This is a genomic window from Paenarthrobacter sp. NPDC092416 (genome assembly GCF_044755025.1).
Classification (GTDB): Bacteria; Actinomycetota; Actinomycetes; order Actinomycetales; family Micrococcaceae; genus Arthrobacter.
The window spans coordinates 837,860-860,158 of the sequence record NZ_JBIVQG010000001.1 but is presented as its reverse complement, the minus strand read 5'-3'; the positions used below and the strand labels follow the sequence as shown (position 1 = coordinate 860,158).

At 61.1% G+C, this 22,299-nt stretch carries 24 protein-coding genes; 3 read left to right on the top strand and 21 right to left on the bottom strand.

Annotated elements, in window-relative coordinates:
- Positions 1-20: 20 nt before the first annotated feature.
- Complete coding sequence (locus ACIQC5_RS03845; RefSeq protein WP_400278522.1) at positions 21-815, bottom strand: alpha/beta hydrolase; 795 nt, start codon at positions 813-815, stop codon at positions 21-23.
- A gap of 19 nt (positions 816-834) precedes the next feature.
- A complete protein-coding gene (locus tag ACIQC5_RS03840) occupies positions 835-1,179 on the bottom strand; it encodes an ATP/GTP-binding protein (RefSeq protein ID WP_400278520.1) in 345 nt (114 codons plus the stop codon).
- 49 nt (positions 1,180-1,228) lie between these two features.
- On the opposite strand from ACIQC5_RS03840, the gene nucS reads away from it, so the two are divergent.
- The 3 genes from nucS to ACIQC5_RS03825 all read left to right on the top strand — a co-directional run bounded on the left by nucS (position 1,229) and on the right by ACIQC5_RS03825 (position 3,677).
- Entirely contained in the window at positions 1,229-1,924 is a 696-nt protein-coding gene (gene nucS, locus ACIQC5_RS03835) for an endonuclease NucS (protein WP_400278519.1), read from the top strand.
- A gap of 32 nt (positions 1,925-1,956) precedes the next feature.
- Entirely contained in the window at positions 1,957-3,204 is a 1,248-nt protein-coding gene (locus ACIQC5_RS03830; RefSeq protein ID WP_400278517.1) for an N-acetylglucosamine-6-phosphate deacetylase, read from the top strand.
- A 269-nt stretch (positions 3,205-3,473) separates the two neighbouring features.
- Positions 3,474-3,677, top strand: a complete 204-nt coding sequence (locus ACIQC5_RS03825) for a cold-shock protein (RefSeq protein ID WP_018776337.1) — start codon at positions 3,474-3,476, stop codon at positions 3,675-3,677.
- Between the two features lie 175 nt (positions 3,678-3,852).
- On the opposite strand, the gene ACIQC5_RS03820 is transcribed toward ACIQC5_RS03825, so the two are convergent.
- From ACIQC5_RS03820 to prfA, 19 genes are all read right to left on the bottom strand, one after another.
- Positions 3,853-6,369 carry a bifunctional lysylphosphatidylglycerol flippase/synthetase MprF gene (locus ACIQC5_RS03820; protein ID WP_400278515.1) on the bottom strand — a complete coding sequence of 839 codons (2,517 nt, stop codon included), beginning with the start codon at positions 6,367-6,369 and terminating at the stop codon, positions 3,853-3,855.
- Positions 6,351-7,649 (bottom strand): alpha/beta hydrolase, encoded by a 1,299-nt coding sequence (locus ACIQC5_RS03815; RefSeq protein WP_400278513.1) that lies wholly within the window; start codon positions 7,647-7,649, stop codon positions 6,351-6,353. Before ACIQC5_RS03815 ends, ACIQC5_RS03820 begins: the two co-directional genes overlap by 19 nt.
- Before the next feature lie 5 nt (positions 7,650-7,654).
- On the bottom strand, positions 7,655-8,086 hold the full coding sequence (locus ACIQC5_RS03810; protein WP_400278512.1) for a DUF2550 domain-containing protein: 432 nt from the start codon (positions 8,084-8,086) through the stop codon (positions 7,655-7,657).
- A gap of 10 nt (positions 8,087-8,096) precedes the next feature.
- The gene (locus tag ACIQC5_RS03805) at positions 8,097-8,381 is read right to left on the bottom strand and encodes a F0F1 ATP synthase subunit epsilon (RefSeq protein ID WP_400278510.1); all 285 of its coding nucleotides are present in this window, start codon (positions 8,379-8,381) and stop codon (positions 8,097-8,099) included.
- Position 8,382: 1 nt separating this feature from the next.
- Entirely contained in the window at positions 8,383-9,837 is a 1,455-nt protein-coding gene (gene atpD, locus ACIQC5_RS03800; RefSeq protein WP_400278508.1) for a F0F1 ATP synthase subunit beta, read from the bottom strand.
- Between the two features lie 84 nt (positions 9,838-9,921).
- Positions 9,922-10,812, bottom strand: a complete 891-nt coding sequence (locus ACIQC5_RS03795) for a F0F1 ATP synthase subunit gamma (protein ID WP_400278507.1) — start codon at positions 10,810-10,812, stop codon at positions 9,922-9,924.
- A gap of 76 nt (positions 10,813-10,888) precedes the next feature.
- Positions 10,889-12,526: a F0F1 ATP synthase subunit alpha gene (atpA, locus tag ACIQC5_RS03790; protein ID WP_400278698.1), complete on the bottom strand. Its 1,638-nt coding sequence runs from the start codon at positions 12,524-12,526 to the stop codon at positions 10,889-10,891.
- An 84-nt stretch (positions 12,527-12,610) separates the two neighbouring features.
- On the bottom strand, positions 12,611-13,438 hold the full coding sequence (locus ACIQC5_RS03785) for a F0F1 ATP synthase subunit delta (protein WP_400278506.1): 828 nt from the start codon (positions 13,436-13,438) through the stop codon (positions 12,611-12,613).
- A complete protein-coding gene (locus ACIQC5_RS03780; protein WP_400278504.1) occupies positions 13,438-13,995 on the bottom strand; it encodes a F0F1 ATP synthase subunit B in 558 nt (185 codons plus the stop codon). The genes ACIQC5_RS03785 and ACIQC5_RS03780 overlap by 1 nt, the downstream gene beginning before the upstream one ends.
- A 56-nt stretch (positions 13,996-14,051) precedes the next feature.
- On the bottom strand, positions 14,052-14,255 hold the full coding sequence (gene atpE, locus ACIQC5_RS03775) for an ATP synthase F0 subunit C (RefSeq protein WP_009356484.1): 204 nt from the start codon (positions 14,253-14,255) through the stop codon (positions 14,052-14,054).
- A gap of 78 nt (positions 14,256-14,333) precedes the next feature.
- Positions 14,334-15,134 (bottom strand): F0F1 ATP synthase subunit A, encoded by an 801-nt coding sequence (atpB, locus tag ACIQC5_RS03770; protein ID WP_216923956.1) that lies wholly within the window; start codon positions 15,132-15,134, stop codon positions 14,334-14,336.
- Between the two features lie 81 nt (positions 15,135-15,215).
- Positions 15,216-15,551 (bottom strand): hypothetical protein, encoded by a 336-nt coding sequence (locus ACIQC5_RS03765; RefSeq protein WP_400278503.1) that lies wholly within the window; start codon positions 15,549-15,551, stop codon positions 15,216-15,218.
- Entirely contained in the window at positions 15,538-16,029 is a 492-nt protein-coding gene (locus ACIQC5_RS03760; protein WP_400278502.1) for a hypothetical protein, read from the bottom strand. The genes ACIQC5_RS03765 and ACIQC5_RS03760 overlap by 14 nt, the downstream gene beginning before the upstream one ends.
- Positions 16,030-16,149: 120 nt before the next feature.
- A complete protein-coding gene (locus ACIQC5_RS03755) occupies positions 16,150-17,262 on the bottom strand; it encodes an MraY family glycosyltransferase (protein ID WP_400278500.1) in 1,113 nt (370 codons plus the stop codon).
- Positions 17,263-17,544: 282 nt separating this feature from the next.
- Positions 17,545-18,501, bottom strand: coding sequence for a glycosyltransferase (locus tag ACIQC5_RS03750; protein ID WP_400278499.1), 957 nt, complete (start codon positions 18,499-18,501; stop codon positions 17,545-17,547).
- Positions 18,502-19,287, bottom strand: a complete 786-nt coding sequence (locus ACIQC5_RS03745; protein ID WP_400278498.1) for a WecB/TagA/CpsF family glycosyltransferase — start codon at positions 19,285-19,287, stop codon at positions 18,502-18,504.
- Positions 19,284-20,174, bottom strand: coding sequence for an L-threonylcarbamoyladenylate synthase (locus ACIQC5_RS03740; RefSeq protein WP_400278496.1), 891 nt, complete (start codon positions 20,172-20,174; stop codon positions 19,284-19,286). The genes ACIQC5_RS03745 and ACIQC5_RS03740 overlap by 4 nt, the downstream gene beginning before the upstream one ends.
- 12 nt (positions 20,175-20,186) lie before the next feature.
- Positions 20,187-21,059 (bottom strand): peptide chain release factor N(5)-glutamine methyltransferase, encoded by an 873-nt coding sequence (gene prmC, locus ACIQC5_RS03735; protein WP_400278495.1) that lies wholly within the window; start codon positions 21,057-21,059, stop codon positions 20,187-20,189.
- 19 nt (positions 21,060-21,078) lie between these two features.
- Positions 21,079-22,152 carry a peptide chain release factor 1 gene (gene prfA, locus ACIQC5_RS03730; protein WP_400278493.1) on the bottom strand — a complete coding sequence of 358 codons (1,074 nt, stop codon included), beginning with the start codon at positions 22,150-22,152 and terminating at the stop codon, positions 21,079-21,081.
- Positions 22,153-22,299 lie beyond the last annotated feature (147 nt).

The window sequence follows — 22,299 nt, the reverse complement described above, 5'->3', positions numbered from 1 at the left end:
GCTAGGCGGTAGCCACCGGGCTAGGCGGTAGCTACCGGCCCCGCCCACTCGCGTGGCAGGCCGTCAACGCCCGCACCCGCCTCCGTGACGTCGTCGACAATTTCATTCAGCACGCGGGCAGCGTATTTCTCGCCGACCCACAAATGCTTGGCACCATCGACGCCGACAAGCCGGGCTTGCGGTACCAGGCTGAACCGTTCGGCTGCTTCTGCCGGCTGAAGGTAGTCGTCATGTTCGGGGACCAGGACGGTCAGCGGTTTACCGCTTGCGGCCCATTCCTTGAGGTGCACATCGGTGGCGCGGTGCAGCGGCGGCGACAGGAGCACGGCTCCTTCCACCTGTGAGGCCACCGGCTCCACGGCCCCGTACATCAGGGCAAGCTCGGTGCCGAACGACCACCCAACCAACCAGCGGTTTGGCAGCCCGCGTTCCACTGCAAAGCGGACGGCGGCCTCAACGTCGAACCGTTCGCCGATGCCCTCTTCGAAGTGGCCCTGGCTGGTCCCCCGCGGTGAATGCGTACCACGCGTGTTGAACCTGAGCACGGCGACGCCGGCCAGCGCCGGGAGCCTGTAGGAGGCCTTGCGGTACACATGCGAATCCATGAACCCGCCGTGCGTCGGCAACGGGTGCAGCGTAATGAGCGTGGCAGTAATGTCGCCGGATTCCGGAAGCGCCAACTCGCCCACAAGAACCTTGCCGTCATCGGTGGTGAACTCGACGTTTTCACGCCGGGCCGGCAGGACAGTGGAAGCCCGGATCTCCGAGGCGGCGTCCTGGTGGCTGAAATCGAACGAGGCGGGGTCGAAAGTCATGATTCCAAGCCTAAGGGAATCAGCGGTAGCGGTACGTGCGTGACGTCCAGCAGTTGGTGTGCCAATGCCTGCGTTCTGCGAGCCCTGCGGCATCCCCAAAAATGTGGCTGTCGGACCAGACCACCAAGTGCGCAATTCCGGGGAGGATCGCGGTGGAACAGCCAGGACAAATGTACTGTTTTTCAGCCTTGCGGGCTGTCATGGTACGGACCATCCAGTCTCCGTCCGGCGCGCTTTCCCGGCGGGCAATACCGGCGCGGGCCCGCTCCAGATCAAGCTCGGGGACCTCGCCCGTCCGCTTGCCGCCGCCCTTGGTGGACCGTGTGCTTGACGTGGTACGACGAGGGCGGTTGGAGCGGGGCATGCCTCCATTCTGCCCCAGTCGCCGGTCACTACGCGGTAATGTTGGGCGGGTGCGACTCGTCATAGCCCGTTGTTCTGTTGATTATGTTGGCCGTCTCAAGGCCCACCTCCCGCTTGCCACGCGGCTGCTGCTGGTCAAGGCGGACGGCTCAGTGCTGGTGCACTCTGACGGGGGGTCCTACAAGCCCCTGAACTGGATGAGCCCGCCTGCCAGCCTCCGGGTCACCACCCCGGAAGAGACGGAGGTGGAAGAAGGAGTCGTTGAACAGTGGACCGTCCAGTCCGCAAAGACTGATGATCGCCTGATCATCAACATCTATGAGCAACTGCACGATACTTCCCACGAGCTCGGCACCGATCCCGGCCTCATCAAGGACGGCGTGGAGGCGGATCTGCAACGGCTCCTGGCTGAACAGATCGAAACGTTGGGTGCCGGCTACTCCTTGATCCGCCGGGAGTACTTCACGGCGATCGGCCCGGTGGACATTCTTGCCCGTGATGCGAAAGGCGCCACGGTGGCCATCGAACTGAAACGCCGTGGCGACATCGACGGCGTCGAGCAGTTGACCCGCTACCTCGAACTGCTGAACCGCGATCCCCTGCTGGCACCGGTCCGCGGAATCTTCGCAGCACAACAGATCAAGCCGCAGGCGAAAGTCCTGGCCAATGACCGCGGAATCGACTGCATCACCCTGGATTATGACGCCATGCGCGGAGTGGATGACAGCGAGTCGCGGCTCTTCTAGGCAGTGTGGCCAAGGCCACTAGAATCGAAGGCATGACTGCCGCAGACCTTTTTGCCCCTTCTTCCGCGTCCAGACACCAAATCCTGACGGGAACGCTTGTCAGTGACGGCGTGGTGGTGGAAGACGGTTTGTTGGCCGTCGACGGCGACCGCATCGCCTTCGCAGGGCCTGCGGCCGAATTCGATGATGAAGTGTTCAAAGACTTCAAGGACATCGTCAGGCGTGATGTCCCCAGCGGGCACTACTTGTTCCCAGGCCTCGTGGATATCCACTGCCACGGTGGAAACGGCGGCGATTTCCCGGGCGGCGAGGAAGCTTCGGCACGCAAGGCCGTAGAGTTCCTTCACCGCTCCGGAACCACCACATTCCTCGCCAGCATGGTCACCGCCCCCCGCGAAGACCTGCTGCGCGGCATCGAACTGTACGTCAAGCTTGCCGACGAAGGCCTCGTGGCCGGCATCCACCTTGAGGGCCCTTTCCTCTCGCACGCCCGGTGCGGCGCGCAGAATCCCGCCTACCTGCTGGAGCCTGACCTCGACCTCATGGACGAACTCGTCGGCGCAGCTGCCGGAAAGCTTGCCACCATGACGTACGCACCGGAGCTCCCCGGAGCCGCTGCATTGGTTGACCTGATGACATCCCACGGCGTCACTCCGTCGCTGGGCCACACTGATTGCGACGACGCCACCGCAGCGGCGTCGTTGGCCGCGGCCCGCGAGGGACTTGAGTCAGCAGGGTTCGACGGCGTCAGCTCGCTTCCCACAGTCACCCACCTTTTTAACGGCATGCCTCCGATGCATCACCGTTCCCCTGGCCCCGTGGCTGCTTGTCTGCGGACAGCGCAGGAGGGCAAAGCCGTGGTAGAGCTCATCGCTGACGACACGCATCTCGACCCGCGCATGGTGGCCACGGTGTTCCAGCTTGTGGGCGCCAACAACATCGTCCTCGTCACCGATTCCATGGCAGCCGCAGGCCTTTCGGACGGAAGCTACATGCTCGGCCCCTCACCGGTGACGGTCAGTAACGGCGTGGCGACGTTGGATTCCACTGGTTCCATCGCGGGCGGAACCGCCACGCTCCTGGAAGTTGTCCGCAAGACAGTGAGCGCCGGCGTCGCACTTCCCGATGCCATTTGTTCGGCGACGGCGGTCCCGGCCGCTGTCTTGGGCTTGTCAGACGAAGTCGGTGGGCTGCGTCGGGGACTCCGTGCCGACGTCGTGGTGGCGAATGCCGACCTTGGACTTGCCGCCGTCATGCGCAATGGAAACTGGCTGGCCTAACTGCAGTGTCCAATTGCTTTGCGACGTTACCTTCTTTTTACCGAAAATTTTCCCGAATTGCCTAAAAGACCGTTGACCTCCGGCACAGCGCATGAAAGTGTTGTAGCAGTCTTTGTGTAGGTGGTTTTCATGCTCGCAAGACGAGTTGCGAGCGTGAAGCTCCTGCGAATCCAGCCGGGCTTGTCCTGGAAGGAATCCTGGTCTTCTCGCGGAGTAACAAGACCGGTACGAGGTGTATCGGACTGATGTTCCACAATGAGGAGAAATACATGGCACTGGGAACCGTCAAGTGGTTCAACGCTGAAAAGGGCTTCGGCTTCATCACCCCGGATGACTCGGATGGGGACGTTTTCGTTCACTACTCCGAGATCCAGACCGGTGGCTTCAAGACCCTCGACGAGAACCAGCGCGTTCAGTTCGAGATCGGTCAGGGCGCCAAGGGCCCCCAGGCAACCGGCGTTACCGTCGTCTAGTCTGTCACGTTGATTCTGCTTGCTGCTGAATCAACAAACATGTTGACCCTGGCTTTGTGCCGGGGTCAACATGTTTAACAAACCCGAATGGGCGGGAAATGTCTGATATTTCGACAAGATCAGTTACAAACCTTGAAGAAATGCGAATACCGCGCTTCCAATTGGCGTTGACATTTCAACCAACCAGTGTCCTAAGCAGCCTTGCAGAATGTCGCACTGACAATCCGGGCAGGTATGCCCGGCTCAGCGCCCGGCCCATTGCAGGAAGGTGCAAGGGATCTTGGTAATACATGTACAACGTTCGGTAATCAGGCTGGAACCTTGATTTAAAGGAAGCCAGCGAGCGGAAGCCGTAGACCGGCTCCAAGGCCTGGCCAACCAGATCCAGGATCCCCGCGAGACCTTCCGCCTGCTGTTCGATTTCGCCCTTGTCCCTGGCAAGCGGTGAGCCGGACAGGGATATCACTTCTACCGAATCGCGGAGCTCCAGAACGGCAGACGCGATCAGGAACTCCATGACGCCAGGGAAACCGTCGCCCCTGCGCCGCATGAAGTCCAGTGTCCAACTGACCACGGTTCCATCCGCGTACACGGGCAACCAACTCGTCACCCCGTAGACAAAGCCGCGCTCGTCGGCCGCGACACAGCACAGCACGTCGTCATCCATGAGCTCGTCCAAGCCGCCCAGCGTGAAGCCCATCTCGGGAATGCTCTTCTGTGCAGCCCACTCTTCCGAGACCTCTCCAACCTGGGCCCGCAGGTGGTGTGACAGGTCGGCATACCGTCCCCATACCGCCGTAACCCCCATCTTGGCCGCACGGTTAAGGGAGGTCCGCACGTTCTGCCACTCCTTTCCCCGGAACTCCAAGCCTCGGATCCTGAGCCGCGTCTCCTGGGCAACGGCCACACGGCGGAAGCCGCGGGCCGCCAGCATAGGCCAGAGCTCATCCGTGCACGAATAGAGGCACGGGATGAGTGCGTGGCGGGAACAGTGCTCCAGGAAACTGACGGCAGTAGCCACATGATGCTCCCTGGCTCCAAGGGGACCGGCCAACGTCACGGCAACATTGCCGTGTTGCTGGTAGGCCACTCCCCCGTTGGCCTCGGCGTTGAACCAGTACTTGTTGGGCTCCCACAGAGCCATCCAGGACAGTGAGTCCCCGCCGGCCTTGACCAGTTGCCGGGCACGTTCACGGGCCTGGTGGTCCAGCCCTCCGATGTGATGGCCCCGGATCAGCAGTGTCCAGACGCCAACCAGCGCAACGAGCCAAAACATGGTGCCGGAGTAGGAAAAGAGGAAGACTTCCACGGCGTCGCGCTCAGCGAACACTTTTCTGTAAACACCCGGAAGTGGAACCGGAAGGTACTGTCTGGCGAGTTCAGCGCCCAAACCCAGCAAGCCGCCGTCGCGCGTCATGCCGCCTGATGCCAGCCACACCACGGTGTACGCCAGGCTAAGCGCTGCACCGGTCGAGCCCACCAGCCAAAAGACGCGGCGCCGCAGCCGGGAAGAAGACTCAACCCGGAAGTGGCCGCGGTTGATGAACAACAGCACGGCAAGAATGAGCGGAACCAGCACAAGCGGAAGGATGTGCAGCACCGAGGAGCTCAACATCCCACCCTTCGGACGGCCAGGGCTCAGCGGGACACTTGCAACAAGGCCAAGGTAGACGGTGGACAACGCCACCACCACCAGTTGAACGGCGATCGCAATTCCCAGCGCAAGGCGGCGGCCCCGGCGCATGCCATCAGCGCAAATCAGCAGCAACACCACCGGCACAACTGCCAGGGCCAAGCCGAAAGGACCTGTGTACCCTTGGCGGCCCAGTTCGAGGCAGGCCACATCGATTGAGCCACCACAGTTGCTTTCAATCTGGCCAAGTGTGGGCAGCGGATTCAGGATCACGTCACGCAACAGCGCAAGAGGACCCGACGGGCTTTTCGCCGCCGCCGTCAGGATGGGGCCGACTGCGAAAATCGCCATGGTCAACGACAACAGGTTGCGGACTTCGCGTCCCGTGGATCGGTGCAGGTGCAGATGTCCCTGGCTGCTCTGGTTCCACCAACCCGCCGCAAGCCCGATGATGGCCCCAAGGAGACCCACCACGGTTTCGGCGTGGCCAATGTACAAAACCAAAAGAAGCGACAGAGAAATGGTGACTGTCCGCAGCCGGCGCTGCCACAAAGTGGGAAGCACTCCACTGGCTGCCAGCGCAGTTGCGATGACGGCACCGTACGGGCCAATCAGGCGGGTATCCACCATCTTTGACAGCCAACCATCGTCAGCGAACCGTGCCACCTGGGTGACCAGCAGGAAAGCTGATACACAGGCGAACTGGCTGCCGAAGAACACCAGGGCCGTACGCCGTAATCCAAAATGACGTTCTGCCAATCCCAGCATGAACAGGATCATCAATGCCGCCGTCAGGAACGCCAAGGGGTTGGTCGTGAAAAACAGTGACGTCCAGATGGACCACCAGTCGCCCGACTTGAGTCCATCCATGCTCACGCCGGCCACGGGCAGCATGTGCTCCGGAGGACCGGCAAAGAAACTCCCGGTCAATACCGACGTTGCCACAAAGGCTGCCAGGACGAGGAGCGTGAACGGAGTGGATTTAAGATGCCTGCGGGTTTGTCTCAGAGCGGGCCGGATCACACCTTTGAGGGCAAGGCTCACTGGGGCAACCCCCATCTGGCAGACAAGAACTTCAGCGCACCGGGCATACCCCGGACCACGGCATCCCAGGAGTGACCCGCGTGTTCTATAACGTGCTCCTCCGTAGCGAATCCCGCTCCGCGCGAAGCCTCGGCCAACTCCCGCATGTACTGCGTGAATTCCGTGTCAGTTGCACCGGCCGCAAGATACACGCCGCTGTCCGGGAATTTCCGCTCCTGCATTAACACCAAAGGTGTCCCGGACTCGAACGCTGCCACATCGCCGTCGAAAGAGTCCTCTATTGTCTTGTTCCGGTCCTTGGCCAAAGCCGGCTCCCGCTCGCCTGAGAAGGAAACTATGGAACGGAAGAGATCAGGATGATTGGTGCCCATTTGCAGGGCACAGGTGCCGCCGAAGGAAAAGCCACCAACGCCCCACTGGCCGGGATCGGTTGAAACATCCAACGTAGCCTTGATCCAGGCAGGAACGTCCTGTGAGAGGTAAGTGCCGGCCTGCGCTATACGGCTGTCCATGCACATGGTGTTGGCACTACCTGTGCCATTGGGATCCACCACGATGGTCACTGGCGCCAGCCCGCCGTGGGATTCGGCAAACCTGTCCAGTTGCGATCGGAGTTGACCGCCGGTCAGCCAGTCCGCCGGGCCACCGGGCTGGCCGGAAAAGAGGATCAGGACAGGGAGGCTCGGACGTGCCTTTGTCAGATATGCAGGCGGAAAGTAAATGTACGCTTCCCTTGCCGTAAAGCCGGAAATGCTACCGGGGATCTCGGCTTTCCTGAGAACGCCGGTGCCGGGCATGCCATCCGGCGCTTTCCACGCCGCCGGCCCGGGACCGGGCTTGGTGTCCGGAAGCCGTTTCAGTCCGTCTTCCAAGGGTTGAATACGCGCTACGGCAGTGCCGAGAAGATCGGCGACGGTGTTGTTGAGCCCGAAGTACAGATTGACTTGGACCACGCTCAGGAGAACGACGCCGAGCATCGCAACAGCGCTGGCCGAACGGCCCTTCCACGTCGTGCGGCGCATCCTGGCCCCGCAGAGGATGACTGCTGCAACCGCCGGAACCGACCAGGCCAAGGTCTCAAAGGGAAGGTTTTCCGAGAATATGGCCATGACGTCAACCAGCAGCCAGTGCGCCAAGGCCACAAGGCCGATGGAAACCAGCACACCTGCAGCGATGACCAATGGCCAGGAACGCTGGCGCCGCCACAGTAAGTAGACGGCGCCCGCAACGCCACAGGCAATGCTGAACCAGAGGAACGGCCCGTCAACAAGGCTGACGTCGAAGAGTGAGTCCATGGCGCCTAACGCCAGGTTCCGACGCCGATGACCGGCCCGGCCTCCAGCCAGGACGAAAGTCCGGCATAGGCGTCAAAGTTCATGGCGAGCATGAACTTGCTGCCTTCGTACTGCAATTCGACGACCACGACATCGGGTTGGACCCGGACGAGCTCGTCCTCAGTTGGCTTACGCCGGCCAAGGAGCTCAAGCGAGCTTCGTTTGAACCGGTGCTTGGGAATCACGCTCAAGGACATCAAACGGAACCACTCGAGTTCATTGTCCTGATAACGACAAACCCCCATCTGCCAGCGGTTTCCCGCCGTGCAAATGGAGGCGTCGACCGTGCCCAGGGCGCGCCGCAAATTGAAGCGGCGCACCCCGAAAAGGCACAGTGAAAAGATCAGCAACGCAAACGCCGTTGCCAGGGCGATGAACGGAATAAGGGAATCGTCCATCAAGGTCGTGCTATCGGATCCCCGCTGTAGCCGCTTCGCCCAGTTGGGCGTTGTCAGCAACAATGACCACGCGATCGTTGTCGACGGAGAAGAATCCGCCGTCGACCACTACCGAGATACGGTCACCGGAAACCGGCTGGATTGCCAGCTCGCCACCGGCCAGGATGGCCAGGAGGGGCGAGTGGCCCGGCAGGATTCCGATTTCACCATCACTGGTGCGGGCCTTCACCATCTTGGCCGCACCGGACCACACGAAGTGGTCCGCTGCGACAATCTCAACCTCAAGCTCAGCCATACTACTTGGTCTGTTCCTGGATCCGGGCCCAGTTGCGCTCAACGTCATCCAGGCCACCGACGTTGAAGAACGCCTGCTCTGCGATGTGGTCCAGCTCGCCGTCGCAGATAGCGGTGAAGCCTTCAACGGTGTCCTTGATGGACACAGTGGAGCCCTCGACGCCGGTGAACTGCTTGGCGGTGTAGGTGTTCTGGGACAGGAACTGCTGGATACGACGCGCACGCGATACGACGATCTTGTCTTCTTCAGACAGTTCGTCAACACCGAGGATGGCGATGATGTCCTGGAGTTCCTTGTTCTTCTGCAGGATCTGCTTAACACGGACGGCCGTGTTGTAGTGGTCCTTGCCGATGTACTGGGGGTCCAGGATTCGGGAGGTCGACGTCAGCGGGTCAACGGCCGGGTACAGACCACGGGAGGCGATTTCACGGGAAAGTTCCGTGGTCGCGTCGAGGTGTGCGAAGGTCGTGGCCGGAGCCGGGTCGGTGTAGTCATCTGCGGGAACGTAGATGGCCTGCATCGAGGTGATGGAGTGACCCTTGGTGGAGGTGATTCGCTCCTGGAGGAGACCCATCTCGTCGGCGAGGTTCGGCTGGTAACCCACTGCGGACGGCATACGGCCGAGCAGCGTCGAAACTTCCGAGCCTGCCTGCGTGAAGCGGAAGATGTTGTCGATGAAGAGCAACACGTCCTGGTTCTGGACATCGCGGAAGTACTCCGCCATGGTCAGAGCGGACAGGGCCACGCGCAGACGCGTTCCCGGCGGCTCATCCATCTGGCCGAAGACAAGGGCGGTGTCCTTGAGAACGCCTGCCTCTTCCATTTCAACCCAGAGGTCGTTACCTTCACGGGTACGCTCGCCAACACCGGCGAATACGGAAGTACCACCGAAGTTGCGGGCAACACGGGTGATCATTTCCTGGATCAGAACGGTCTTGCCAACACCGGCGCCACCGAACAGACCGATCTTTCCACCCTTGATGTACGGGGTGAGAAGGTCGATGACCTTGATACCGGTCTCGAGCATCTCCGTGGAGCCCTCGAGGGACGCGAAGGCCGGTGCCTTGCGGTGGATCGGCCAGTAAGCGTCAGCCTTGATCTCGGACTCGTCAACATCCAGCGGCTTGCCGAGGACGTTGAAGATGTGGCCCTTGACGCCGTCGCCAACAGGCACGGAGATCGGGGCACCGGAGTCCCGCACGGTGGTACCGCGGACAAGGCCGTCGGTTGCCTGCAGGGAGATGGCGCGAACGAGGTTGTCACCCAGGTGCTGGGAGGTCTCGAACGTGATGGTCTTCGTCTGGCCGTTGAGAGTGATCTCAGTGGTCAGAGCGTTGTAAATCGAGGGGATTGCGTCAGCCGGGAATTCGACGTCGACAACCGGACCAATAACACGGGCAATGCGGCCGGTTGCACCGGCCGTTGCGGCTACGTGTTCGGTAGCAGTGGCAGTCATCTCTCTCACTTCACTCAGTAGATGGCGTGGGGTTAAGTTTATCTGTTTGGTGCAGGTGCGGCTTCGAGCCGAATCCGTGACCGGCTAGGACGCGAGGGCGTCGGCGCCGGCTACGATCTCGGAAAGCTCCTGCGTAATCTCGGCCTGGCGGGCCGTGTTGCGAAGGCGCGTGTACTTCTTGATCAGATCCGTCGCGTTGTCACCGGCCGACTTCATGGCACGCTGGCGGGCTGCGAGCTCGGAAGCAGCGGCCTGCAGCATGGCTGCGAAGATGCGGGACTCGATGTAACGCGGCAGCAGGGCGTCGAGGACCTGCTCGGTTTCCGGTTCAAATTCGTACAACGGCAGCAGCTCGGACTCCGAGGCTGCTTCTTCTTCGACGACCTCCAGCGGGAGAAGACGGATAACCGTCGGCTCCTGGGTCACCATGGACTTGAAGCGCGTGTAGACAACGTGGATCTCGTCCACGCCACCCTCTTCGTAGTCCGTGGCGAAGTCTTCGAGAAGTGCAGCGCCGACTTCCTGGGCGGTTTCGAATTCCGGTGCGTCCGTGCCGCCGGTCCATACGCGTGCGTAGGAACGGTTGCGGAAATCGAAGTACGCCTGTGCCTTACGGCCAACCAGGTACGCCTTGACTTCCTTGCCTTCTGCGTGAAGAAGCTCGGTGAGACCTTCTGCCTGCTTGAGCACGCTCGCGGAGTACGATCCTGCAAGGCCACGGTCCGAGGTGATGATCAGGACTGCGGCGCGGCGGATCTGCTCCGGCTCGGTGGTCAGCGGGTGGTCGATTTCGCTCTGAGTTGCGACAGCAGAAACGGCACGGGTAATCGCGTTCGCGTAAGGCAGTGAAGCTGCTACGCGGGCGCGGGCCTTACCGATGCGCGAGGTAGCGATCAGTTCCATCGCCTTGAAGATCTTGCGCATCGACGTCGTCGAGCTGATCTTCTGACGGTAGACCCGAATCTGGGCTCCCATACTTATCCTTTCCTAAGTTCTCGATGTACTGCCCTGCCGGGGCCCTTGCGGACCCCGGCAGAACAGGTCAACGAAACTAGCGCTTCTGCTTGACGATCTTTTCCTGGTCGACGTCGCCGCCGGAAATCGCTTCGTGCTCTTCGTGGCCAGCGCCAACCAGGTGGTTGTCGCCTTCCCCGAAGAAGCCCTTCTTGAAGGCAACGATCGATTCCTTCAGCGCGGCAGCGGTGTCGTCATCCAGGACGTTGGTCTGAGCCAGCGTGGTGAGGATGGAGGACTTGTGCTTGAGGTGCTCCAGGAACTCGGACTCGAAGCGGCTGATGTCCTCAACCGGAACGTCGTCCAGGTAACCGTTGGTGCCGGCCCAGATGGAAACAACCTGGTCCTCAACCGGGAACGGCGAGTACTGGCCCTGCTTGAGCAGTTCCATCAGGCGTGCGCCACGGGTCAGCTGCTGGCGGGAAGCCGCATCCAAGTCAGAGGCGAACATGGCGAATGCCTGCATGTCGCGGTACTGGGCCAGGTCCAGCTTCAAGGTACCGGAGACCTTCTTCATGGACTTGACCTGGGCAGCGCCACCAACGCGGGACACGGACACACCAACGTCAACAGCGGGACGCTGGTTGGCGTTGAAGAGGTCCGACTGCAGGAAGATCTGGCCATCGGTGATGGAGATCACGTTGGTCGGGATGTAGGCAGAAACGTCGTTTGCCTTGGTCTCGACGATCGGCAGACCGGTCATGGAGCCTGCGCCGAGCTCGTCGGAGAGCTTTGCACAACGCTCCAGCAGACGGGAGTGCAAGTAGAAGACGTCACCCGGGTATGCTTCGCGTCCCGGCGGACGACGCAGCAGCAGGGACACGGCGCGGTATGCTTCGGCCTGCTTGGACAGGTCATCGAAGATCACCAGAACGTGCTTGCCGCCGTACATCCAGTGCTGGCCAATGGCCGAGCCGGCGTACGGTGCCAGGTACTTGAAGCCTGCGGGGTCCGATGCCGGGGAGGCCACGATCGTGGTGTACTCCAGGGCGCCGTGGTCCTCGAGGGTCTGGCGGACTGCGGCGATGGTGGAAGCCTTCTGGCCGACACCAACGTAAACGCAACGTACCTGCTTGGTCACATCGCCAGAAGCCCAGTTGGCCTTCTGGTTGATGATGGTGTCCACAGCGATTGCGGTCTTACCGGTCTGGCGGTCACCAATGATCAGCTGACGCTGGCCACGGCCGATCGGGATCATGGCGTCGATTGCCTTGAGGCCGGTCTGCATCGGTTCGTGAACCGACTTGCGCTCGGTGACGCCCGGAGCCTGGAGTTCCAGTGCACGGGTGGTCTCGGCCTTGATCTCGCCGAGGTCGTCGATCGGCTGGCCCAGCGGGTCGACGACGCGACCCAGGAAGGCGTCGCCAACCGGAACGGACAGGATTTCACCGGTGCGGTGAACTTCCTGGCCTTCTTCGATGCCGGTGAAGTCACCGAGGATAATGACACCGATCTCGCGGACGTCAAGGTTCTGGGCCAGGCCCAGCGTGCCATCTTCGAAGCGAAGCAGCTCGTTCGCCATGACCGAGGGAAGACCCTCAACACGGGCGATGCCGTCACTTGCGGTGGTCACACGACCAACCTCTACGCGCTCTGCGTTACCGGGTTCGTAGGACGCCGCGAACTCGTTCAACGCATTACGGACGTCGTCGGCGTTGATGGTCAATTCGGCCATCTGCAGTCCCTGCTCTCCTGTTTTCGTGATCATCGTTGCTCACGATGACCGGGTTTTATATCAGTTAAGTTGTGCTTTGTCTGGCTAGCCAGCGAGCTGACGGCGGAGGTCGGTCAGGCGTGCGATGACCGAAGCGTCCAGCACTTCGTCGCCAACCTGGACACGGATTCCACCAATCAGTGAAGGGTCAACAGTGACGTTGACCTTCAGTTCGCGGCCGTACAGGGCATCCAGCCCGGCCTGCAGACGGCTGGCCTGCGTTTCCGTCAACGGACGGGTAACGCTGACAGTTGCAATCCAGCGCTGCTGACGCTTGGCTGCAAGCTTGGCGAAGGAATCGACGAGCTTGCTCGGCTTGACACCGCGCGGCTGTGATACTGCCTGGCCGATGAGAACCTTGGCTTCCTCGCTGCTGGCAGGAACAAGCTTCTCGGCCAGTGCAACCTTGGCCGCGGCGGATGCCTGCGGCTCAGACAGAGCACGTTGTACTTCGTGGCTGGAAGCAACGGCCTGGTTGAAAGCAAACAGATCGTTTTCCAGCTCTTCCAGCCCCGTGATACCGGAGGCAGAAACGGCCGACTTGTTTTCAGCTACGGCGATGACGACCGTGGCGGCAAGCGTCTCGAGTGCATCGCCGATATCGCGTGCAGATGCCCAGCGCGAGCTGGCCAATCCGCCTGCAATTTCAGCAGCATCAGCGGAGACTTTTCCGCCAACCAGCTGCATGACCAGCGCCGACTTCTCGTCTCCGCTACGGGACGGGTCAGTCAGGGCGCGGCGCAAGCCAGCCGAGCTGTCCACCGTTCCCAGGATTCCGAAGAGGTCCTTAGCCAACTGCAGCGAGGCAATGGGAAGCTTGGCTTCCAACTGCGCCAGCGCTGTGGTCAGCGATTCGCTCGATATACCTGCCATTACTTAGCTGCACCTGCGTTCTGGGTCTCCAGATCTGCCAGGAAGCGGTCCACAACACGTGCGGAACGCTCGTCGTCGGTGAGTGCTTCACCAACGATGCGGCCAGCCAGCGTAGTGGCCAGGGTGCCGACCTCGGAGCGGAGCGAGACAACTGCTGCCTGGCGCTCGGACTCAATGGCAGCGTGTGCCTGCTCGGTGATGCGTGCAGACTCAGCAGCTGCCTTCGCCTTCAGATCTGCGAGGATCTGCGCGCCTTCAGCGCGTGCTTCCTCACGGATACGGTTGGCTTCGGCACGGGCGTCGGTGAGCTGCTGCTTGTACTCTTCAAGAGCTGCAGAAGCTTCAGCCTGGGCCTTTTCTGCCTTTGCGATGCCACCTTCAATTGCTTCGGCGCGCTCTGCAAAGGTCTTCTCGAACATCGGGACAATGAACTTGACCACGATGTACAGGAGGACAGCAAAGCCGACGAGGACGACGCCCATTTCCCAAACGTTGGGAACGAGAGGGTTGGCGGCCTCTTCGCCTTCAGTGGCGGCTGAGATGATCAGCTGATTCATATTTCACCCGTCCTATCTACTCGGTTGCGGAATTCGCTTTGTTCTGAAGCCGAAGACTAGAGAACGAAAGCGAAGACGAGGCCGAGGATGGCGAGAGCTTCGGTCAGTGCCAGACCAAGGAATGCGATCGGCTGCAGCACGCGCTGAGCTTCCGGCTGACGAGCAACACCGTTGATGTAAGCCGCGAATACGAGACCCACACCGATACCACCGCCGATTGCGGACAGACCGTAACCTACGAGGTTGAGATTGCCTTCCATTTTTTTCCTTTCAAGATGCCACCCATGTGGCAGGTTGTTTGGTTTACTTCAATCCCCTCAAGGGGAAGTTTTGGGAGCCTAGTGGCTGTCGGCGTGCAGGGCGCCTTCAATGTAGATCGCGGTCAGCAGTGTGAACACATAGGCCTGCAGCGCCATGATCAAAGCTTCGAGCATGTACATGGCGATGGCGCCGACGAGAACAAGAACCGAGGTGCCCTTGAGCAGAACGTTTTCCTGCATGATCAGGAACTCGATTCCGGAGCCGGCGAGCATGACGATCAAGTGGCCAGCCAGCATGGTCGCGAACAGACGGAGGCTGTGCGTTACAGGGCGGACCAGGAAGTTCGAGATGATTTCGATCGGAACGACGATCGGGAGGATGTACCACGGAACGCCGGAAGGAACGGTTGCGAGCTTGAAGTACTTCAAGCCGTTCTTCTTGATACCGATGATGATCCAGGTGAAGTACACGATGCCGGCCAGCACGTAGGCGCCGCCAACATGGGAGAAGCTCGGGAGCTGGATGACCGGAATGGCGCCGTAGATGTTGTTCACCAGAATGAAGAAGAACAAACTGAACAGCAGCGGGACGTACTTGATGAAGTCCTTGCCGCCGATGATGTCCTTGGCGATGCTGTTGCGGACGAAGCCATAGGCCATTTCGCCTGCGAACTGCAGCTTGCCGGGAACCAGCTGCTGCTTACGTGCAGCGAGGATGAAGAATGTAGCGATAATGACGACCGAAAGGATTACCAGCAGCATCTGCTTGGAGAATCCGTCGTGCGCACCCCAAGGCAGGATTGCCGGCAGGTGCATTTCGTCGATTCCGGGTGGGGTGAAGGACCCCGAATCCTGGGCGGGGAGCGCAAGCGCGATCAACGCGTTTCCTCTCTGCTGTGTCCATCATTGGGCATTTGGCGGAATGTGGACACGTTGGACGCATCCGTATTCCATGTGAAATTATTTGGCATTACTGTCCCCGTCCTTGGACGGACCGCTGTCTGCGTTGCTCTCGCCAGAAGAGGTGCTTTGCCTGGTGAGGCCGTGCATATGGGAAAGATAGAACCCCCCTGTGGCTCCCAGCAGAGCGCCGAGGAGCACAATCCAGCGGGTCCCCCACAGATTATCCAGACCCCAGCCTATCAAACTCCAGACAATGATCCCGCCAACGATGTAGCTGAAGACGGCGATGCCTGCGTTGTATCCGCCGTCATTTCCGGCCTCAACCGGATCAGTGGCGTCGAGACCCTCTGAAGCAGAGTCAGACTGGCGGTGCTTGCGCTTACGCAGAGTCATCCGGACGGCCCTTCTCCTCGGCGGGATCGTTGAAGATCTGCAGACGCGCCTTACTGAAAGCGTAGATTTCTGCAGCCTGCCAAAGGACCACGGCTACGACTGCGCCGATGAGGAACCATCGACCGTGCAGCCATTCGGGGGTACCGATCGCAAAAAGAACAACGGCAAATCCGACGACCTTGACGAAGTACGTCGCAACAAAAAGGCCGACTGCGCCCGAGGGATTGCTGCGGCCGACAAAATGGCCGATCAAGAGACTGATCGCAAAGAAGACCATGACGAGTCCGCCACCGAAGGCGGTTGACAGCGCGCCCTGGGCACCATTGATGAATGCTGCCACAACGCTCGTCACGGCCAGTCCGGCCAGAGCAGCGGCGGAACTCACGAACAGCAGGCGGAGCCAGAGGTTCGACGTCTCGCGGGAAACTCCAACAGCACGTTTGCCGGACGGGCGTCCGGAATCGGCGTTGGATGTCATGGGGATACCAATCCTCGTGGCAGGGGAGCCATATTCTCAAAGTGGGGTTACGGGCGAGTGACTGTCCGCAGTAAGAATTCTACATGAGATAGAACTGTGACGATAACCCGGCGTCATGCACTACTCCCCCGATGGCAACGCTTTGCGGGCGAAGTACGGCCAGGCGGTCACAACAGCCATGACAAGGGCAGCGGCCACGTCCACGATCAGCACGATCTGCCAAGGGAACACAGCGAAGGCCACGCCGCCGAACGCCAGGATGCAAGTCCATACGTACAGCATCACAACAGCCGTCCGGTGGGAGTACCCAAGGTCCACGAGCTTGTGATGAAGGTGTCCGCGGTCTGCTGACCAGGGCGACTGGCCCCTGGCTGTACGCCTGATCACTGCCATGCCGAAGTCGAGCAGCGGAAGGGACAGGACAGCGAACGGAAGCAGGATGGGAATGATGGTGGGAATACCGTTTGCGCGGTCGTAAAGGCCGGAACCGATTTGCCCCGTCGCCACCACACCTGCCGAGGCCATGAGCAGCCCGATCAACATGGCTCCGGAGTCGCCCATGAAGATCTTTGCCGGGAACCAGTTGTGCGGAAGGAACCCGAGGCACGCACCCACGAGGATTGCCATGAGGAGCGTCGCGAGATCCGAGTTGTCTGTGGATGGATTATTCCTGTGGACCCAGTAGGCGGTGAGGAAGAAGGCGCCGCCACCAATCGTCGCCACGCCAGCGGCCAAGCCATCAAGCCCGTCGATGAAGTTCACCGCATTCATGGTGGTGACGATGAGTCCGGCGGTGAGCACAATTTGGACGAGCTCGGATTCGATGACGATCGGCTCGGGAATGAACGGCACTACTGACATCCGGACGCCCCAGATAGCCACGATCAAAGCAGCGGCGGCCTGGCCCATGAGTTTGATCCACCAGCGAATGTCCAGGATGTCGTCGGCCACACCAACAGCCACGATCACCATGGCTCCGGCCAGAATTCCCCACGGGGCGTCGTTATGCCGGAAGATGTCCTTCACAAAGAAGGAGTTGCTCGCCACAACCAATGCTACAAAGAAGCCGGCAAAGATCCCCAGCCCCCCGAGCTTGGAAATCAGCGACGAGTGCATGTCCCTGCTCCTGATGGGACGGTACAGCCGCAGGCGGTTACCCAGGACGCGGGCACCCCATGTTCCCGCGTATGCCACCACGGCAGCAGTGAGCATCATCAGCAGATACATGATCATGATGCGGCTCCAAGGCGTACGGCGCCGGCGCCACCAGAGACGTGGACCAGCTGACGCAGCCAGGGCGTCGCCGAAAAGTCGTGTAGTTCTGGGCAGCTCAAGGTCTGGAATTCTGTCTGTCGATAAATGGAACTACTCCGTCGCCATGCCTGCACCGGCTGTGCCGAATGTAGCTGGATTTCAGTGGACTCTAGTCACGATACTAATGCCAACGGCCGTGACCGCTTCGTGACACAGCCGGAGGACCGCAGCTTGATTCGCAGCGGCTTTACGGCTTGGCTTTTACTTCGCTTGCTCCTGCACGTTGCGCAATGGGTAGATTCCATCGAGCACTGCAGCGTTGGACCGCGGAGCTTTCAAGCTATGACGGAGGCCCTTAAGGAAGCCTGCCAGCAACACTCTGCGGTTGGGGGATGACGCGATGGTCCGTGTCCAGTTACGCAGGGATGCTCCGGTGAACAGCACCTTTTCCCACGGCGTCAGGGCATTCGAGCGCGTGTAGACCCACAGCTTATTGCGCACTTCGTAGTAGAAGCGGGGGCCTGGATCTGCGCCTGCGTCGCCGAAAACCTTGGTGTGGTGGTTGGCGACGGATGCAGCGGTTGCCAGCGCCACGCCGTGACGTGAGACCCTGGCCGTGTATTCCAGGTCATCGTTCCAGATGAAGTAGTCGGCGATCGGCAATCCGTGCCTGCGAATCTCTTCGGCCCTCATGAGCACCGAAACGAAGGATGCGCTGCGAATCTGAACAGCACCGATCCGCGACGCGACGGTCCGTGCTTCCACGCTGGCGCCAATCCTTGGGCGCATGCGGTTCATGGGATGGTCTCGTCCGTCGGTCCACACCACCCGACTCGCAATGAACGCCGGCGCGTCGCCGGTCTCGTGCTCGTATGCCTCCGACACGTCCAATGCCTCACGGAGTGCACCCGCCTGCGGTTCTGTGTCGTCATCCATGATCCACACGTAGTCAGCGCTGTGGTCCAGCAGGGCGCGTTCCATGCCCACCACAAAGCCTCCGGCACCACCCACGTTGGTTTTGAGTGTCACGACATCCGTGGGGACCGGTCCCTCATACGAGCGCAGGTATTCTGCGGTGGCGTCCGTGGAGGCATTGTCGATAATGACCACGGCATCAGGCACCAGCGTGCCGGAGGCGATGCCGCCCAGCGTGGTTTCCAGGAGTTCCCGCCGGTTATAGGTCACTACGACAGCGACCACAACAGGTTTAGACGTCATTTACTTGCCTTCGGTATGGGGTGGTTGGAGGCGGCGCCGAATCAGCAGCGCTGCAAGCTTCCAGGGCTCAATGAAGACGCGGTAAGCAACCCGGCCCGGATGAAGGACCAGGCGCCACGCCCATTCAAGGCCCAGCCGTCCCAGCCATCGGGGAGCCAGCTTCTGGACGCCGGCAATCTGTTCAATGGCACCGCCCACGGCACAATACACGGCTGGAGGCAGTTCGGCGAGCCTGCGTCCCAGGACGGATTCCTGGAGTGGCATACCGAGACCCAGAAGGACCAGTTGCGGACGGAAGGCCTTTAGCCAGTCCACCACGGCGACCTCCAAAGCATCGTCCCAGGCCTCGCCGGGCATGCCTTCGACGGACGCGCCGGGAACAATCGATTGAAGTTGCGCTACTGCCTTGGTGTTGGCGTCGCGTCCCGCGCCAATGACGGCCACGCGTTCCAGTCCTTGCACTCCCCCAAGCGCCGGTATCCAGTCCATAGAGCCCAGCCGATAAGACATCGGACCCTGGCCTGAAGCACTGAGCTGCTTTCGGTGGGCCAACCCCCACAGCATAGCCACAGGTGCGCCGTCCAGAAGGACAACGGAGCTGCCCTGGTAGAGGGCTCGAAAGTCGGCACACGAGTGGAGCAGCGTAACACTATGAAGATTGTGGCCGAGCACCGTCTTGGAGTCGCCCGCCGCGATGAGCCCACCCAAGACATCGACGAGGTCATCGACGCGCAGCGGAGTGGCGTCGACGTCGAGGACGGGGACGCGCTGACGCTCAGCGATCATTCGGGCTTGGCCTCGCGTGCAGCGTTCGGTTCAAGGGATTCCTGCGGTGCGTCATCGACGACGACGGGACCGGCCACCGCTTCCTGCTCACCTTCGGCGTCGGTCGTGTCAGCACCAGCCGGCACGTCTTCGGCAGGGAGGGCTTCCACAGCGGGGGCTTCAACGTCTGGCTCGCCGTCGATGCCGGTCGCAGTTTCCGCTTCGGGCTCCGCTTCAGGTACCGCGGTTTCGCCAAAGCCGAGGATCGCCGGCACGATTCCGCGGAGCTGCTCAAGCGACACTGCACCTTGGCGAACCACACGGAAGGGTGTAGCAGTTGCGTCGACGATCGTGGAGGAAACAGCCGCGGTGCCCTCCACTGGGCGGAAGCCGCCCTCAAGGTAGACCTCCACGGACTCCGCCAACTGCATACGGGCTTCGGAGGCGGTCTGTGCCGGTTCCTGCCCCGTACGATTCGCCGAGGACACGGCGAGGGGCCCGGTCAGGGCAAGTAGCTCCAAGGCGATCTCGTCATCGGGCATCCTGAGGGCCACAGTGCCCTTGGTCTCACCGAGATCCCAGTCGAGGGAAGGCTGAGCGTGCAGGATCAGCGTCAGCCCGCCCGGCCAGAATGCTTGCGCGAGCGCCCTGGCATCGGCGGGAACATCGGTAGCCAAGCCATCCAGAGCATTGATCCTGGGGATCAGGACCGGAGGGGGCATCTGCCGGCTACGGCCTTTCGAAGCCAGCAACAGCGTCACAGCCAGTGGGGAAAAGGCGTCAGCGGCGATTCCGTACACGGTGTCCGTTGGCATCACGATGCACTTCTTCTCGCTGATGGCACGCTGGGCGTGCTGAAGTCCGTCAGCACGCAGGTCATCGGAAGTGCAATTGTAGGTTGTGGTCACAGCGCTATTCTTTCACTCATCGGGGGCGGTGTTTGCCAGCACCGCGCTCGTGGCACGTTCCTTACCGTTCAGGTCAAAGTGTGTAGTGATCTGAGTCCAGTTTCCCGTCCGTTGCATCATGCCTGCGATCCACGCCGCTTGCACTTCGGCGTGTTCCATCACGAAGTAGCCACCTGGTTTCAGGAGACGCGCCGCTGACGCGGCTGCCGCCGTCGGCAGTTCCATACCGTCCGCTCCCCCGCCATACAGTGCTTCGGGGGGATCGTGGAGTGCAACTTCGGGTTCGTTCGGGATCGCTTCTGCGGGGATATACGGCGGGTTGGACACGACGACGTCGAAGGTTCCGTCGTGCTCGGGTAGCGCATCACGTAGATCGCCTTGGATCAACCTAACGCCGAGGGGCTCGAGGTTCCTGACAGCCCAGGCATGGGCAAAGACGCTGAACTCCACGGCATGGACCTCAGCACCGGGTACTTCGTGCGCAATTGAACCGGCAATCGCACCGGAACCCGTACCGAGATCCACCACCTTTGGGTGCGGCACGCCAGCCAAATGGTCAATGACCAACTGAACCACGGATTCGGTCTCGGGCCGCGGGATGAAAACCCCCGGACCCACCCGTAGCTCAAGGTGCCGGAAATACGCGACGCCGGTGATGTGTTGCAGCGGCACGCGTCCGGCACGCTCGGCAACCAGTTCACCGTAGCCTTCAGGAGCCAGTGCATCCCCGAGGAGCATGGCCCGCAAACGGCCAAGGCCCACTCCGAGCAAATGGTCGGCGAGCAGTTCTGCGTCCACGCGGGGAGTTGGCACGCCGGCGTCGGACAAAATGGCAGCAGCCTCGCGAACTGCGTCCGCGAGGCTCTGACCTTGGTAAAACGTCATGGATATGCTCTGTTGGCTGTTACTCGCCGATGGCATCCAGGCGCGACTGTTCATCCAGTTCGATGGCCGACTGGATGACGGGTTCGAGGTCGCCGTTCATCACGGCATCGAGGTTGTAGGCCTTGTAGCCGGTCCGGTGATCCGCGATGCGGTTTTCCGGGAAGTTGTAAGTTCGGATGCGCTCGGAGCGGTCCATGGTCCGGATCTGCGACTTGCGCTGCTCGGAGTTGGCGGCGTCAATCTGCTCCTGCTGGTGGGCCAAGAGGCGGGCGCGCAGGACGCGCATGCCGGCTTCGCGGTTCTGCAGCTGCGACTTTTCGTTCTGCATGGCCACCACGATGCCCGTGGGCAGGTGGGTGATGCGGACAGCAGAGTCAGTGGTGTTAACCGACTGGCCACCGGGACCTGAAGACCGGTAAACGTCGATCTTGAGGTCGTTCTGGTTGATCTCAAGCTCTTCTGGCTCGTCCACTTCGGGGAGCACCAGGACACCGGCAGCCGATGTGTGGATGCGGCCTTGGGATTCCGTTACGGGAACGCGCTGCACGCGGTGCACGCCACCCTCAAATTTCAAGCGGGCAAAGACGCCCAAAGCGGGGTCGTTGGAGTTGCCCTTGATCGCAACGGAAACGTCCTTGTAGCCGCCCAGGTCCGATTCGGTGGCGGAGATCATTTCGGTCTTCCAACCGCGGGATTCGGCGTAGCGCATGTACATACGCAGCAGGTCGCCGGCGAACAATGCAGCTTCGTCGCCGCCTTCGCCGCCCTTTACTTCAAGAATGACGTTGCGGGCGTCGTCGGGATCGCGCGGGATCAGGAGACGGCGAAGCCTTTCCTCGGCGGCGGGAATCTGCTCCTGCAGCACCTCCACCTCAGCGGCGAAGTCGGGATCCTCTTCAGCCATCTCCTTGGCAGCTTCAAGGTCATCGTTAAGCCCGCGCCACTTGTTGTACGCCTCCACGATGCCCTGGAGCTGAGCAGAACGCCGGCCCAACTTGCGGGCCGCAGACTGATCGGCATAAACAGCAGGATCACTCAACTGCGCCTGGATAGCAGCATGCTCGTCAAGCAATCCCTGTACGGACTCAAACATTTTCAAACCTCTTTCGACTCGTATCCAAGTCTAATTTGCGCCGACGATTCCGTAGGCCGCACGAATTTCCCGCACGGGGAGATGACGGCCGGACGCAAAGGTGACGAGTCCGCCGTCGAGTAATTTTGCCGGCCCGGGAGTGGCATC

Coding starts and splice junctions, on each gene's coding strand:
- ACIQC5_RS03845 (WP_400278522.1), bottom strand. CDS start 815: ATGACTTTCGACCCCGCCTCGTTCGATTTCAGCCACCAGGACGCCGCC.
- ACIQC5_RS03840 (WP_400278520.1), bottom strand. CDS start 1,179: ATGCCCCGCTCCAACCGCCCTCGTCGTACCACGTCAAGCACACGGTCC.
- ACIQC5_RS03830 (WP_400278517.1), top strand. CDS start 1,957: ATGACTGCCGCAGACCTTTTTGCCCCTTCTTCCGCGTCCAGACACCAA.
- ACIQC5_RS03825 (WP_018776337.1), top strand. CDS start 3,474: ATGGCACTGGGAACCGTCAAGTGGTTCAACGCTGAAAAGGGCTTCGGC.
- ACIQC5_RS03820 (WP_400278515.1), bottom strand. CDS start 6,369: ATGGGGGTTGCCCCAGTGAGCCTTGCCCTCAAAGGTGTGATCCGGCCC.
- ACIQC5_RS03815 (WP_400278513.1), bottom strand. CDS start 7,649: ATGGACTCACTCTTCGACGTCAGCCTTGTTGACGGGCCGTTCCTCTGG.
- ACIQC5_RS03810 (WP_400278512.1), bottom strand. CDS start 8,086: ATGGACGATTCCCTTATTCCGTTCATCGCCCTGGCAACGGCGTTTGCG.
- ACIQC5_RS03805 (WP_400278510.1), bottom strand. CDS start 8,381: ATGGCTGAGCTTGAGGTTGAGATTGTCGCAGCGGACCACTTCGTGTGG.
- atpD (WP_400278508.1), bottom strand. CDS start 9,837: ATGACTGCCACTGCTACCGAACACGTAGCCGCAACGGCCGGTGCAACC.
- ACIQC5_RS03795 (WP_400278507.1), bottom strand. CDS start 10,812: ATGGGAGCCCAGATTCGGGTCTACCGTCAGAAGATCAGCTCGACGACG.
- atpA (WP_400278698.1), bottom strand. CDS start 12,526: ATGGCCGAATTGACCATCAACGCCGACGACGTCCGTAATGCGTTGAAC.
- ACIQC5_RS03785 (WP_400278506.1), bottom strand. CDS start 13,438: ATGGCAGGTATATCGAGCGAATCGCTGACCACAGCGCTGGCGCAGTTG.
- ACIQC5_RS03780 (WP_400278504.1), bottom strand. CDS start 13,995: ATGAATCAGCTGATCATCTCAGCCGCCACTGAAGGCGAAGAGGCCGCC.
- atpE (WP_009356484.1), bottom strand. CDS start 14,255: ATGGAAGGCAATCTCAACCTCGTAGGTTACGGTCTGTCCGCAATCGGC.
- ACIQC5_RS03765 (WP_400278503.1), bottom strand. CDS start 15,551: ATGACTCTGCGTAAGCGCAAGCACCGCCAGTCTGACTCTGCTTCAGAG.
- ACIQC5_RS03760 (WP_400278502.1), bottom strand. CDS start 16,029: ATGACATCCAACGCCGATTCCGGACGCCCGTCCGGCAAACGTGCTGTT.
- ACIQC5_RS03755 (WP_400278500.1), bottom strand. CDS start 17,262: ATGATCATGTATCTGCTGATGATGCTCACTGCTGCCGTGGTGGCATAC.
- ACIQC5_RS03750 (WP_400278499.1), bottom strand. CDS start 18,501: ATGACGTCTAAACCTGTTGTGGTCGCTGTCGTAGTGACCTATAACCGG.
- ACIQC5_RS03745 (WP_400278498.1), bottom strand. CDS start 19,287: ATGATCGCTGAGCGTCAGCGCGTCCCCGTCCTCGACGTCGACGCCACT.
- prmC (WP_400278495.1), bottom strand. CDS start 21,059: ATGACGTTTTACCAAGGTCAGAGCCTCGCGGACGCAGTTCGCGAGGCT.
- prfA (WP_400278493.1), bottom strand. CDS start 22,152: ATGTTTGAGTCCGTACAGGGATTGCTTGACGAGCATGCTGCTATCCAG.